This is a genomic window from Cupriavidus gilardii, assembly GCF_013314895.1.
Taxonomy (GTDB): domain Bacteria; phylum Pseudomonadota; class Gammaproteobacteria; order Burkholderiales; family Burkholderiaceae; genus Cupriavidus; species Cupriavidus gilardii_C.
On sequence record NZ_JABTYE010000004.1, the window covers coordinates 195,493 to 208,562 of the forward strand.

Annotated in this window: 14 protein-coding genes; 5 read left to right on the forward strand and 9 right to left on the reverse strand. The window is 65.3% G+C overall.

Annotated elements, in window-relative coordinates; all coding sequences use genetic code 11:
- Nucleotides 1-45: 45 nt before the first annotated feature.
- Nucleotides 46-633 carry a TetR/AcrR family transcriptional regulator gene (locus HTY53_RS05655; protein WP_174105490.1) on the reverse strand — a complete coding sequence of 196 codons (588 nt, stop codon included), beginning with the start codon at nt 631-633 and terminating at the stop codon, nt 46-48.
- Nucleotides 634-835: 202 nt separating this feature from the next.
- Here HTY53_RS05655 and HTY53_RS05660 point away from each other — a divergent pair, with 202 nt between their 5' ends.
- The 4 genes from HTY53_RS05660 to HTY53_RS05675 all read left to right on the forward strand — a co-directional run bounded on the left by HTY53_RS05660 (nt 836) and on the right by HTY53_RS05675 (nt 3,998).
- Nucleotides 836-1,495: a glutathione S-transferase gene (locus HTY53_RS05660; protein ID WP_174105582.1), complete on the forward strand. Its 660-nt coding sequence runs from the start codon at nt 836-838 to the stop codon at nt 1,493-1,495.
- A gap of 177 nt (nt 1,496-1,672) precedes the next feature.
- A complete protein-coding gene (locus tag HTY53_RS05665; protein ID WP_174105491.1) occupies nt 1,673-2,164 on the forward strand; it encodes a VOC family protein in 492 nt (163 codons plus the stop codon).
- A gap of 53 nt (nt 2,165-2,217) precedes the next feature.
- Entirely contained in the window at nt 2,218-3,198 is a 981-nt protein-coding gene (locus tag HTY53_RS05670; RefSeq protein WP_174105583.1) for a diacylglycerol/lipid kinase family protein, read from the forward strand.
- Nucleotides 3,195-3,998: a metallophosphoesterase family protein gene (locus HTY53_RS05675; RefSeq protein ID WP_174105492.1), complete on the forward strand. Its 804-nt coding sequence runs from the start codon at nt 3,195-3,197 to the stop codon at nt 3,996-3,998. The genes HTY53_RS05670 and HTY53_RS05675 overlap by 4 nt, the downstream gene beginning before the upstream one ends.
- A gap of 57 nt (nt 3,999-4,055) precedes the next feature.
- On the opposite strand, the gene HTY53_RS05680 is transcribed toward HTY53_RS05675, so the two are convergent.
- The 3 genes from HTY53_RS05680 to HTY53_RS05690 form a co-directional block, all read right to left on the reverse strand.
- Nucleotides 4,056-5,033, reverse strand: coding sequence for a Bug family tripartite tricarboxylate transporter substrate binding protein (locus tag HTY53_RS05680; RefSeq protein ID WP_174105493.1), 978 nt, complete (start codon nt 5,031-5,033; stop codon nt 4,056-4,058).
- Between the two features lie 110 nt (nt 5,034-5,143).
- On the reverse strand, nt 5,144-5,902 hold the full coding sequence (locus tag HTY53_RS05685) for an SDR family oxidoreductase (protein WP_174105494.1): 759 nt from the start codon (nt 5,900-5,902) through the stop codon (nt 5,144-5,146).
- Between the two features lie 62 nt (nt 5,903-5,964).
- Nucleotides 5,965-6,918 (reverse strand): 2-hydroxyacid dehydrogenase, encoded by a 954-nt coding sequence (locus HTY53_RS05690; RefSeq protein ID WP_174105495.1) that lies wholly within the window; start codon nt 6,916-6,918, stop codon nt 5,965-5,967.
- Nucleotides 6,919-7,053: 135 nt separating this feature from the next.
- On the opposite strand from HTY53_RS05690, the gene HTY53_RS05695 reads away from it, so the two are divergent.
- Complete coding sequence (locus HTY53_RS05695) at nt 7,054-8,187, forward strand: citrate synthase (RefSeq protein ID WP_174105496.1); 1,134 nt, start codon at nt 7,054-7,056, stop codon at nt 8,185-8,187.
- A 30-nt stretch (nt 8,188-8,217) separates the two neighbouring features.
- Here HTY53_RS05695 and HTY53_RS05700 read toward each other — a convergent pair whose 3' ends face one another.
- The 5 genes from HTY53_RS05700 to HTY53_RS05720 all read right to left on the reverse strand — a co-directional run bounded on the left by HTY53_RS05700 (nt 8,218) and on the right by HTY53_RS05720 (nt 13,006).
- Nucleotides 8,218-9,060, reverse strand: a complete 843-nt coding sequence (locus HTY53_RS05700; protein WP_174105497.1) for a phosphodiesterase — start codon at nt 9,058-9,060, stop codon at nt 8,218-8,220.
- Nucleotides 9,060-10,127, reverse strand: coding sequence for an ABC transporter ATP-binding protein (locus tag HTY53_RS05705; protein WP_174105498.1), 1,068 nt, complete (start codon nt 10,125-10,127; stop codon nt 9,060-9,062). Before HTY53_RS05705 ends, HTY53_RS05700 begins: the two co-directional genes overlap by 1 nt.
- Nucleotides 10,120-11,046 (reverse strand): ABC transporter permease, encoded by a 927-nt coding sequence (locus tag HTY53_RS05710; RefSeq protein WP_174105499.1) that lies wholly within the window; start codon nt 11,044-11,046, stop codon nt 10,120-10,122. The genes HTY53_RS05705 and HTY53_RS05710 overlap by 8 nt, the downstream gene beginning before the upstream one ends.
- 10 nt (nt 11,047-11,056) lie before the next feature.
- Complete coding sequence (locus tag HTY53_RS05715; protein ID WP_174105500.1) at nt 11,057-11,890, reverse strand: ABC transporter permease; 834 nt, start codon at nt 11,888-11,890, stop codon at nt 11,057-11,059.
- Nucleotides 11,891-11,983: 93 nt separating this feature from the next.
- Nucleotides 11,984-13,006 (reverse strand): ABC transporter substrate-binding protein, encoded by a 1,023-nt coding sequence (locus HTY53_RS05720; RefSeq protein WP_174105501.1) that lies wholly within the window; start codon nt 13,004-13,006, stop codon nt 11,984-11,986.
- Nucleotides 13,007-13,070: the final 64 nt, after the last annotated feature.

A 13,070-nucleotide genomic window follows, 5' to 3' on the forward strand; every position in this document is an offset into this window, starting at 1 on the left:
CGATAAGGTGCGGCACGCCGGAATGGCGCGGAGAAGATCGCCGCGCTATGCCGGCAGAAGGCCAGCGTTTCGATAGCCTTCGATCAACGCGTCATAGACCAAGATATCGGCGCGGCTTCTCGCAATCAGCTGAGCGCCCGCGATGGCCGCGAAGATCGCACGAGCTCGCAGTTCGCTTTCTTCGGAAGTCACCACGCCGGCGTCGACGAGAACCTTGCTCAGCCACGCGATATTGACGTCGGCAAAGGCTTTGACCTCCGTCTTCACCACGTCGGGAAGATCGTCCGATTCGGCGGCCATGAAGCTGCACAGGCAAATGCGATTGCCACGCTCGAGCGCCTTGCGAAACAGTTGGGGATAGCGATGCAGGCATTGAAACGGATCCTGCGAATCGGCTAGCAAGGCATCCAGAACGGTCGCTGTGTCCTGCCAATAACGCCTCGCTACCGCCGCGCCAAGATCCGCCTTGCTATCGAAGTGGTGGTAAATGCTGGCGGCCTTGATGCCGACCGCTGCCGCCAGATCGCGGAAATTCAGGCCGCTGTAGCCGTGCGCCTGCGCAATGCCGGTGGCGGCCGCCAGGATTCGCTCCCTGGAGCCGGGCGTCTGGCTTTCGCTCTCGTCTTTTGTCATGGCTTCGGCCTCTATCCACGGAACCCACGGAAATCGCGTCTTGACGCTCCCGATTATACGCTCTATGGTTAACCTAACGATTGTTAGGTAGACAGATGCGCCAATGTGGTTCGACCCTCCGATCGGACCGTCCAATCCACCGTGGAGATATGAAATAGTGCCTTCCCATATCGGCAGTCCCGACGCCGTCGACATGCCCGCGATGAAGATCCATGACTTTCCGACAGGGCCGTATCCGACGCGGGTCCGAATCGCCCTGGCTGAAAAAAGCCTTCAATCGCGCGTGGAATTCGTGATGGTGGATCTATATAAGGGCGAGCACAAAAAGCCCGAATTCATTGCCAGCAAGAACTACTCGGGCACGTTGCCGGTGCTCGAACTCGACGACGGCACCTGCATTGCCGAATGCACCGCCATCACCGAATACCTGGACGCCCTCGATGGCGACCCCATACTGACGGGCAGGACCCCGCGTGAAAAGGGCGTAATCCACATGATGAACAAGCGCGCCGAATTGGAACTGCTCGACGCGATCAGTCTCTATTTCCATCACGGCACGCCCGGCCTGGGAGCGGATGTCGAAATCTATCAAAACGCGGAATGGGGCTTGCGCCAGCGCGACAAAGCACTGAAGGGCATGCATTACTTCGACTCGGTGTTGAAGGGACAGCCCTATGTTGCCGGCGAGGCATTCTCGATGGCCGATATCGCGGTGATCGGCGGTTTGATCTTTGCCGCGATCGTCAAGCTGCCGGTGCCTGGCGAGTGCGAGGCCCTTCGGGCCTGGTACGCAAGAATGCTGCAGCGCCCGAGTGTAAGAAACCAGCCGGCGTTCGCCGCCCTGTCCCCCGCGTCGGCTTGAATATCGCCTCCATGGCGGCGGGGGCGTTGCGCTCGCACCTGCCGCGAGAGTGTGCGACAGTGGCGGAGCCCGACAACGGCATCCGTTTCATCCGATAGATCCGGTTCTGCAATGTGGACGGCTGGCGTTGTATGCGCGGCATTGAATGGCAGATTCCAACGCTCCAGGAGACACGACATGCTGAGCAAGAACACGATCTGTTTGTGGTACGACAAGGACGCGCTCGACGCCGCCACCTTCTATGCGGAAACATTTCCCGACAGCGCGGTCGGCGCCATCCATCACGCCCCCGGCGACTATCCGACCGGCAAGCAGGGCGATGTCCTGATGGTCGAGTTCACCGTCATCGGCATTCCTTGCCTCGGGCTGAACGGCGGCCCGGACGTCAAACACAACGAGGCATTCTCGTTTCTGATCTCCACGGACGACCAGGCGGAAACCGACCGCTTGTGGAATGCGATCGTCGGCAATGGCGGACAGGAAGTCGAATGCGGCTGGTGCCGGGACCGATGGGGAGTGTCATGGCAGATCAGCCCGCGTGCGCTGACCGACGCGGTAACCGGGCCCGACCGCGCGGCGGCCAAGCGCGTATTCGACGCGATGATGTCCATGAAGAAGATCGACATCGCGGCGATCGAAGCGGCACGGCTCGGCGGCCACAACGCTTGATGTTGACGGTGCCGCCCTCCGGCTGCAATTCCGCCTGTACTGACCTTGTGACGATGCCGAACCCAGCCGCTGCCCCGCACGCCGAATCCGTTGCCCCCCTGTCCGGCAACGAACCGCTCTTCATCGTGTTCAACGGCGGCTCCGGCAATGACGACGCGGCCGAGACCCGTAACAGGATGGAGGCACGACTGAGCGAGGCAGGGCGCGCCTATACCATCTTCGCGGTGGACCGGCCCGGACAATTGCCGCAGATCGCCGAGATGGCCGTCGAACGCGCAAGACAGGCCAATGGCGTCGTGGTGGCAGCGGGCGGCGACGGTACCTTGAACGCCGTTGCCGCTGCCGTTTTGCCGACGGGGCTGCCTTTCGGCATTCTGCCGCGCGGCACCTTCAATTACTTCGGCCGGACCTACGGCATCTCGCGGGAAACCGAAGAGGCGGTGGCGAGCCTGCTCGATGCCCGCATCGAACCGGTGCAAGTGGGCCTGCTGGATGGGCGGCCATTTCTGGTCAATGCCAGCCTGGGGCTGTACCCACAACTGCTGGAAGACCGCGAGGTTTACAAAAAGATGCTCGGCCGGCGGCGCTGGGTGGCGCTGCTGTCGGCGCTGATCACGCTGGCTCGCGCACCGGCGCAGCTGACGCTCGAGCTGCTGTCCCACGGCCAACAGCAGGTACTCCGTACACCGACGCTCGTGGTGGGCAATAACAGCTTGCAGCTGGAGCAGATCGGCATACCCGAAGTCGCCCATCTGGAAGACAACCGTCTGGTCGCAATGATCGCGAAGCCGGTCGGCACGCTCGCGCTGTATGGTTTGCTGTTGATGGGGGCGATCGGCCGGCTTGGCGATACCTCCCGAGTCATCAGCTTCAGCTTCGAAACGCTGACGGTGCGCGTTCGCGGACGCCGGCGCATCAAGGTGGCGATGGATGGCGAGATTCACTGGGCCCGCACGCCTCTGCACTTTGCTGTCTCGCCAAAGCGTTTGCAGCTGCTGATTCCACGAGACAAGAGCCGGTTGGACCGTTCATGAGAGTAAGCCGCGTCTTGCACCTGTCCGATACGCATTTTGGTACCGAGGTAGAGCCAGTCGTCGATGCCGTCCTGGAGTTGGCGCGCAGCTTGATGCCGGATGTCGTCGTTCTCTCGGGCGATATTACCCAGCGAGCGAGAAGCGGACAATTTGCCGCGGCACGAGCGTTTCTCTCGAGGCTTGGGCTGCCGACGCTGGCGATACCGGGCAATCACGATATTCCGCTGTTCAATGTCGCGGCCCGGATCTTGAATCCGTATGGCGGCTATCGTCGCGCGATCGGTATGGCGCTCGAGCCGGTCTTCAGCAATGACCGTGTCCTTGCCATCGGCGTGAACACCACCAGGCCGTCGCGGCACAAGAACGGGGAAGTGTCGCGCGAGCAGATCGATCGCGTCTGCGCGCAGCTGCGTCAGGCCCATCCGCACCAGCTGCGTATCGTCGTGGTGCATCAACCGGTGCGCGCCGTCGTCGAGTCGGATACGAGGAATCTGTTGATCGGGCGTGAATCGGCCGTCCCGGCGTGGGTCGATGCCGGCATGGATATCGTGCTGGGCGGACATATCCACCTTCCGTATGTCGCGCCGCTGCCGACCCGCTCGGCGCGTCGCGCCTGGGCGGTGCAGGCCGGCACCGCGGTCTCGCACCGGGTGCGCGGCTCCATTCCGAATTCCGTCAATGTCATCGAACACCACGCCGAAGACGGGCACGTCAGCTGTCGCGTTCAGCGCTGGGATTACGACGCGGGCGGCAAGGCCTTCGCCGTCGTGGACAACGCGGTTCTCGAACTGAGCCGATAGCGAGCCGGCGTCGGCGTCGGCAAAAAGAGCGGGGCAGCCTTTCGCCGTTCCTTGCGGTCAATCCGCCTGAATTCCGGCTTCTTTCACAACCTTTCCCCACTTGGCGAGGTCGGATTTGATCAGCGCCGCATACTGCTGCGGCGTGCCGCCTTGAATCTCGATCCCGGCCGCCTCCAGTTTGGCGCGCACCTCCGGCTGTTTCAGGATGGCGTTGATCTCGGTGTTCAACTTGACAACGACTTCCTTCGGCGTGCCGGCCGGCGCCAGAAAACCCCCGTTGGTGTTCGCGTCATAGCCATTCAGCCCTTGCTCCTGCGCGGTTGGCACCTGGGGCAGGGCCTTGGAGCGGGTCTTTGACGATACAGCCACGGCGCGCACATTGCCCGACGCGGCCTGTTCCTTGATGGCGCTGACCGTATCGATGTAGAGCGCGGTGCGGCCGGCAATCAGGTCGGGATGCGCGGCGGAAGACCCCTTGTAAGGCACCAGCATCATCGGCGCTCCGCTGACCATGCGGAACATCTCCGCGGCCATTTCCTGCGCGCTGCCGCGGCCCGAGGTTGCAACCTTCGCCTCGTCCGGATGGCTCTTCATCCAGCCGACCAGCTCGGGCAGGGTCTTGACCGGCAGCTTCGGGTAGATCGCAAACACCAGCGGAATCTCGTGCGTATAGACGATCGGCTCGAAGCTCTTTTCCGGATCCCAACCGAGATTCTTGAACAGGTATTTGTTGATGTTGTGGCTGCCGCCGACAATGCCGATCGTATAGCCGTCGGGCTTGGCATTCGCCAGCACCGCGGTGCCCAGGTTGTTGGATGCGCCGGGGCGGTTCTCGACGATAAACGGCTGCCCGAGCCTGACGGACAGCTTCTCGCCAACAACACGGGCGATCAGGTCGATGCCGCCGCCGGCTGGCGCGGGAACGATGATCGTGACCGGCCGGGCAGGGTAGTTTTGCGCGGCGGCCGGGCCCGTGCCGATCAGCAGGGCAGCGGGGACGGCAAGGGTGGCGTTGAGCAGCGTGGCGAATCGCATCGTTGTCTCCTTCGTGTTTCTGGTTTTCCGGTTTTCCGGTTTTCTGGTCTTCCAACCGACTGGCGCCGACCCTGGCCGGCGTCCGGCAAGGCGCCGACGGGACAAGGCCGTCAGCCGCGCCCCACGAACGGCATGTTGGTCGCCATCACGGTCATGTTCAGCACGTTGGTGTCCAGCGGCAGCGATGCCATGTGGCGGACGGCGTCGGCCACATGGCGCGCCTCCATCATCGGTTCGGGCGCGACGGTACCGTTGGCCTGCAGTACACCGCGGGTCATCCGTTCCGAGAGCTCTGTCAATGCATTGCCGATGTCGATCTGGCCGGCGGCGATGTGGAAGGCGCGGCCATCGAGCGCCAGCGCCTTGGTCAGCCCGGTGATGGCGTGCTTGCTGGCGGTGTAGGGCGCGGTAAAAGGGCGCGGCGTGTGGGCCGAAATGGAGCCGTTGTTGATGATGCGGCCGCCCTGCGGCGACTGGCGGCGCATCAGGCCAAACGCCGCCCGCGCGCACAGGTAGGCGCCGTTGAGGTTCGTATTGATGACGTCGAACCAGGCTTGCAGCGGCAGTTCGTCCATCGGCACCGCCGGCGCATTGATGCCGGCATTGTTGAACAGCAGATCAAGCCGGCCAAACTCGCGCTCGATCGCGTCGAACAGCGCCTGCACGCTGTGGGGATCCGTCACGTCGGCGGGCATCGCGACGGCGTGACGGTCGCACGCCGCGGCTTCGGCCGCCAGCGCCTGCAGGGGTTCCGCGCGGCGCCCGGCCAGCACCACGGTCCAGCCGTCTTCGAGCAGCGCGAGCGCGGACAAGCGGCCGACGCCGCTGCCCGCGCCGGTGACAAGCGCGATTTTCGATATGGGGTTCAAGTTGGTCTCCTCCAGCGTGTCGTTGTGAAAGGGGAAGTGTCGAGCGGCGGATGACCGCACAGTCAGGTGGTCAGACTCATCTCAGGCCGCTTGCCCGCCAGCGCCTGCGCCACGCTGTCGAGCACCATCCGCGCCATCGCCGCGCGGGTTTCCCAGGTCGCGCTGGCGCGGTGAGCCTGAAGCGTCGTGCGGTCCGACTGCCGCAGCGTCACAGGCACGCGCGGCTCGTCGACGAACACGTCCAGTCCCGCGCCCGCGATGCTGCCATTGGCAATCGCCGCCTCGAGATCGGGCTCATTGACCAGCCGGCCGCGCGCGACATTGACCAGAAAGCCACGCGGCCCGAGGGCGTCCAGCACCGCCGCATCGACGATGCCTTCGGCCTTGTCCGCCGCCGCGCACAGCACCAGCGCATCGCTGACGCGCGCCAGGTCGACCAGATTCGGGATGAACTCGTAGGGCAGGTCGCTCATCGGCGCGAGGTCGATATAGCGGATCGGGCAGCCGAACGCCGCCGCCCGAATCGCCACGGCACGACCGACGCGGCCCATGCCCACGATACCGACCCGCATTCCGCTGAAGCGGCGCGCCAGCGGAATGGCGCTCGGTTGCGGGTGCAATTCCCACTGGCCGTCGCGCACGAAGCGATCGCCCGCGCAGATATTCCGGCACGAAGCGATCAGCAGACCGATCGCCAGATCGGCGACGTCTTCGGTCAGCGCACCGAGCGTGGCGGTGACCGGCAGGCCGCGACTGCGGCAATAGGCGAGATCGACCGCATCGGTTCCCACGCCGTTGATCGCCACGACTTTCAACGCCGGCAATTGCTCCAGCATCGCCCGGGAAATGCCCGTATGGCCGCCGGTGATCACCGCCTCGATGGACGATCCGCGTTCGCGCAGCCATGCGGCCGGGTCCTCGATCTCGAACAACTTGTGGACCTCGTAGAGCGCGGCGAGCTCTTCGTTGGCGGCCGGAATCAGGATGGGGTTGAGTTGCAGAATGTTGGGCTTCATGGCTTTCCGAGGGAACGTTGCACAGGCTGTTGCACAGGCGCTTGCATCGTATAAAGTGTTGATTCGCTATGCAATATTGATATATAAAATCAACATAAAGTCAGCCAAACGGCAGCCATGGGAACCTGGATATCGATGAACGAAGCGTGCAGCCGTCTTGGTGTGCGGCCGCAGACGATCTATGCCTACGTCAGCCGCGGCAAGGTCGAGGTGATGTCCGACCCGGCGGACACCCGGCGCAGCCTCTATCGGGCCGAAGACATCGCCGCGCTGGCCAGGCGCAAGCAGGCAGGCCGCAAGCACGAGACGCTGGCCGCGAACACGCTGTTCGGCGCCGAACCGAGCATTCCGACTGCGATTTCGACCTTCGTGCGCGAGCGGCTGTACTACCGCGGACAGGACGCGGTCGCGTTGGCCGCCACGGCGACGATCGAAGAGGTGGCGCGGCTGTTGTGGGATGCCGAACAGCCGGTGGACTTCTCGTCGACGGCGCGCGCGGGCAAGCCGGGGCGCGTCGCAGCATTCAGGACGCTGGCCACGCTCGCGGCTACCGGGCACTCGACCCACGGCCGGATGACACACGTGCTGCATCTCGAAGCCCAAAGCCTGGTCGGCAAGCTGGCCAACGCATTCGGCGCACAACCGGGACAACATCCGCTGCACCTGCGCTTTGCGCAAGGCTGGAAGCAACCGCCGAAGGCCGGGGAGCTGCTGCGTACCGCGATGGTGCTGCTGGTCGACCACGAGCTGACCAGCAGCGCCTTTGCCGCGCGCATTGCCGCGTCCACCGGTGCATCCTTGCCGGCCTGCCTGCTTGCCGGCCTCACGACCTTGTCAGGCCCCTTGCACGGCGACGCGTCTGGCCGTGTACGCGCACTGTTCAACGAAGCCGAGCGGCAGGGCGAGGATCAGGTGATCGCGCATTACCTGTCCACCGGCATGCCGTTGCCCGGGTTCGGGCACCACCTCTATCCCGAAGGCGACCCGCGCGCTGCCGCGCTGCTTGCCATGTTCGAACCGCCGAAGACGATCGCGCGGCTGATCGGCAAGGCCTCCGGCCTGACCGGACTGCAGCCGAATCTCGACGTCGCGCTTGCCGCGTTGGTGGCACATTGCGGGCTCCCTGACGACGCGGCGTTCGCGATGTTCGCCACGGCGCGCAGCATCGGCCTGCTGGCCCACAGCCTCGAACAGTTGGGTGTGGGGCAGGTGATCCGTCCGCGTGGGCGCTATGTCGGCGTGATGCCGGCTGGCGCGAGCGCCCGTTGAGGAGCCGGCGCCCGCGCGCCGGGCATGCGCTCAGTCGATCAGCTTGCCGTTCGCATCGAAGAAGGGATACGCCGGCCCATGGTCGCCGATCGCAGCGGCATGCGTGACCAAGCCATGGGTGGGATGCCACCAGTGCAGCAGATAGCCCGGCGGTTCCATCCGAAAGCGCGACGGCGCCTGCGGGTCAAGGTCCAGCGCCACCTGATGCGCCGGGCCGGGCGCGGTGATGGCGATGGTGCCGCCGAAGCGCCGGGTGATATGCCGATGCAGATGGCCGCACAGCACGCGCTCCACCTGCGGATGGCGCCGCACCACGGCCTCCAGCAGCGCCGCGTCCTGCAGGCCCTGCTGGTCCATGTGGCCGATGCCGGTGTGGAAGGGCGGGTGGTGCAGCATCAGCAGGGTGGGGCGTTCGGGCGCCGAAGCCAGCGCGGCCTCCAGCCAGGGCAGCGCATCGGGATCCACGCGTCCGCCGCTTTGGCCGGGAACGGTGCAGTCGAAGGCGATCAGCGTCAGCGGCCCCGCATCGATACGGTAGTGGATCGGCGCGTCGCCATCGCCCGCATCGAACAGATAGGTATGATCGGCGAACACGCGGCGCAGCGCGGCCCGGCTGTCGTGATTGCCCGGCAGCAGCCGCACCGGTATGGGCAAGGCCTCCAGTATGCCGCGCAGGAAGCGATATTCCTCCTCGCTGCCGAAGTCGACCAGATCGCCCGTCACCACCGCGATGTCGGGACGCTGCGGCAGCGCAAGCAGCGTGTCGATGCAACGGCGCAGCGCCTCGGCGGTATCGACGCGCCGATAGGAGAGTTTGCCGCCGGCCTTGATATGCAGGTCGGTCAACTGGGCGACGAGATAAGGATTCGGCATCAGGCAGCGCTCCCGGCCGGAACCGTCAGCAGATGGCTGGTGTCGATGCGCAGCCCGACACGGTCGCCGGCCACCCAGCGATCGCGCCGCGCGGTATCCAGCACGATCGGCGCGGGCGCGCCCACATCGACCAGCAGGCGGGTCGCATGGCCGAGGAACAGTGCGGTGACGACGCTGCCGGTGACATGGACGTCGGACGCATTCGGTGCCTCCGTCAGCGAGACGTCCTCGGGCCGGAACATCAGCTCGGCCCGCGACACCTCGATGTGTTCGGACTGACGCGGCAGCGCGCCGCCCGGCACGCGCCACACCGTGCGATCGGCGTCTGCCGGCAGGCGGTTCATCGTGCCGATGAAGTCCGCGACGAACGCATTGGCCGGATGCCGGTAAATGTCCTGCGGCGTACCGCTTTGCGCGATGCGCCCCTTGTCCATCACGATGATGCGATCCCCCAGTGCCATCGCCTCCGCCTGGTCATGCGTGACATAGACCGTGGTAATGCGCAGACCGCGCAGCAGTCGATTGATGTCGGCGCGCAGCGCGTCGCGCAGCTTCGCATCCAGCGCCGTCAGCGGTTCGTCCAGCAGCAGCACGCGCGGCTGCACCGCGATGGCGCGCGCCAGTGCCACACGCTGGCGCTGGCCGCCGGATAGCTGATCGACGCGCCGATTGGCGAAGGCACCGAGCTGCATCATCGCCAGCATGTCGTCCACGCGCCGCTGTCGGGTCGGTGCATCGACCTTGCGCACGCGCAGGCCATAGCCGATGTTCTCGGCCACCGTCATGTTCGGGAACAACGCATAGTTCTGGAACACCATGCCGACGCCCCGCTGCTCGATCGGCAAGTGCGTAACCGTGGCGCCGCCGAACAGCACCTCGCCGCCGTCATCGGGAAATTCCAGGCCGGCAATCATGCGCAGCGTGGTGGTTTTGCCGCAGCCGGACGGGCCGAGCAGCACGACGGTTTCGCCGGCGCCGATGTCCAGGTCCAGCGGTTCGAGCGCACGCGTGCCGTCCGGGAACGTTTTGCCGCAGTGGCGCAGCGCGATGGGGGTGGGCTCATGCATGGCGAGGGGCCTCGGTCTGGGTCTGGGTCTGGGTCTGTGGCGCGATGTCGGCGCCAACCGGCGCGCTGGGAGATGCAATGAAGGACCCGGCATGCGGTACGGGCGTGTCCTGCACCGGATGCCGTTGGGCGCGGGCGCCCAGTGCGGACACCATCTGCATCACCACCAGCAGCGGAATGATCATCAGGAAAAACACGATGGTGTAGGCGGAGCCGATTTCCAGCCGCATCGAGGCATAGCTGTCGGCCAGGCCCACCGGCAGCGTCTGCGTGGTCGGCGTATGCAGCATCCACGTCAGGTTGAACTCGCCCACCGACAGCGTGACGACCATCAACGCGCCGGCCAGGATGCCCTGCCGGCAATTGGGCAGCACCACGGTGAAGAAGCGTTGCATGCGGGTGGCACCCAGGCTGGCGGCGGCATCTTCCAGCGTGCGGATATCGATCGCGGACATGATGGCCAGCACGGAACGCACCATGAAGGGCAGGGTGAACAGGACATGGCCGATCAGGATGAAGACCCAGCTGGTGCGCAGCCAGGACAGGCTGCCATACAGCAGGATCAGGCCAAGCGCAGTCGCCAGTCCGGGGATCGCCACCGGCAGCATCAGCAGCTCCTCGATGACGCGCGTCCAGCGGCTGCGGCGCAGCGCCATGTAGTAGGCTGCCGGAACGCCGAGCACCAGGGTGCAGGCCAGGCAGGCCAGCGCAATCCATAGCGAAAGGAAGATGGTATTGCGGTACAGCCCCCACACTTCCTCGACCCAGCGCGTGGTGAGTCCGCTCTGCAGGCCGACGAAGATATTGTTGGTGAGGCCGGCCAGCACAGACAGCGCCACCGGCACCGTCATGAACGCGCAGACAGCGAGCGTCAGGGCCAGTTGCGCCCAGTAGGCCTCGCCTCGTCGGGTGGTCTTCATGCTTGCGCTCCTAGGCGGTGGCCGCCACCGCGTTGCCGGACAGATGGCGCGCCAACGCGAGCAGGGCCCATGTCACGGCGCCGAGCAGAATGGACAGCGCCGCAGCCATGCCGAAGTTGGCGTAGTTGGTGAACTCGTTGTAGATGGTCAGCGGCAGCACGTCGAGCTGCGTGGCCAGCGTGAACGCCGTGCCGAACGCACCCATGCTGGTGGCAAAGCAGATCGCGCCGCTCGAGATCATGGCCGGCATCAGCGCCGGCAGCATGACGTCGCGCACCACGCGCCAGCGACTGGCGCCCAGCGAGCGGGCCGCTTCCTCCAGCGAGGTGTCGAGCTTTTCCACCGCCGCCATCACGGTCAGGATCACGCGCGGAATCGAGAAGTACAGATAGCCGACGAACAATCCCGTCATGCCATAAGCGAAGGTCCAGCGCTCGCCGGCGAGTACATCGCCGATCGACGCCAGCAGGCCGTTGCGCCCGCCCAGCATGATCACCATGAAGCCGATCACCACACCGGGAAACGCCAGCGGAAAGGTCAGCATGGCGACCAGGATCGATTTGCCCGGCACGGCATGGCGCTGCAGGAAGGTCCCCGCCACGCCGGCAATCGCCAGCGTGGCCAGGGTCACCGAGGCCGACAGCAGTACCGTCGACAGCAGGCTGTGCAGATAACGCGGACTGGACAGCACCGTCCAGTACACCCCCGCGCCTTCGTCGCCGGCCACGCTGACCGCCAGCAGCTTGGCCATCGGCAGGCAGAAGAAGGCCAGGAAGACGATCAGCGCCGGCAGCGCAAAGACGATCAGCGCGCGGGCGCTTGGGGCGGTGGTGCGGCGGCTCATGATGGGGTTTCTCCAGCTGGGAAGAGGCGGGCCGGCGGGCCGGCGGGCCGGGACGGTGATCGACGTCCCGGCACCGCATCGGCCCATTTCCTGTCAGCGAACTTCCTTCAGATACTGGTCGCTGAACGCCTTCTGCACCTCGGCCATCTTGCCGTAGTCGACGGTCTTGGCGCGCGCATAGTCGGCGGCCGGCAGGAAGCGCGATTCCACGTCTTTGGACACTGCCTTGGCCCGGACCGGCCGCAGATAGGCATTCGCCCACAGCGCCTGGCCGGCATCGGACAACACGAAGTCAAGCACCTTGCGGGCTTCCGCCGGGTGCGGCGCCTTGTTGACCATGCTCATTACGTAAGGCACCACCACCGAGCCTTCCTTCGGAATCACGAAGGCGACGTTGGCGCGGTCCTTGTAGCGGGCGCGATAGGCATTGAAGTCGTAGTCGAGCAGGATCGGAATCTCACCGGACAGCACGCGCGCATACGCCGTCTGCTTCGGCACGATCGGCTGATTCTTCTGCAGGTCCTTGAAGAACTTCAGCGCCGGGCCGAAGTTGTCGAGCGAACCGCCGAGCGCCTGGTTGATCGCCACCGCGCCGACGTACCCGACAAAGGCGCTCGCGGGGTCGAGATAGCCGATCATGCCCTTGTACTCGGGCTTTTGCAGATCGGCCCACGATTGCGGCACCGGCTTGCCGCGCAGCGCGTCGACATTGACCATCAGGCCCAGCGTGCCCGAATGGATTGCGAACCAGTGGCCCTGCGGATCCTTCAGGCCATCGGGGATCTCGTTCCAGTTGGCCGGCTTGTAGGGGGCCGTGACACCTTCCTTCTGCGCCTGGATGCCGAAGGTCACGCCGTAGTACACCACGTCGGCCACCGGACTGGCCTTTTCCGCAACGATCTGAGCCAGCGACTGGCCCGAGTTCTTGTTGTCGTGCGGCACCGTGACGCCGGTCTTTTCCTTGATCGCGCGAATCTGTGCCGCCCAGTCGGCCCATTCGGGCGGGCAGTTGTAGCAGATGGCGGTCTGTGCGGCCGCCGCGTGGCTGAACACGACCGCGCCAACCGTGGGCAGCAGCCAGCGCAGGCGGCGCAGCCAGGACGAAGTCGATTGCATGGTGAACTCCTTGTTTTGGTACGACGGTGGTGGAAGACGATGTGGGCAGCGCAGCCGTGCGCTC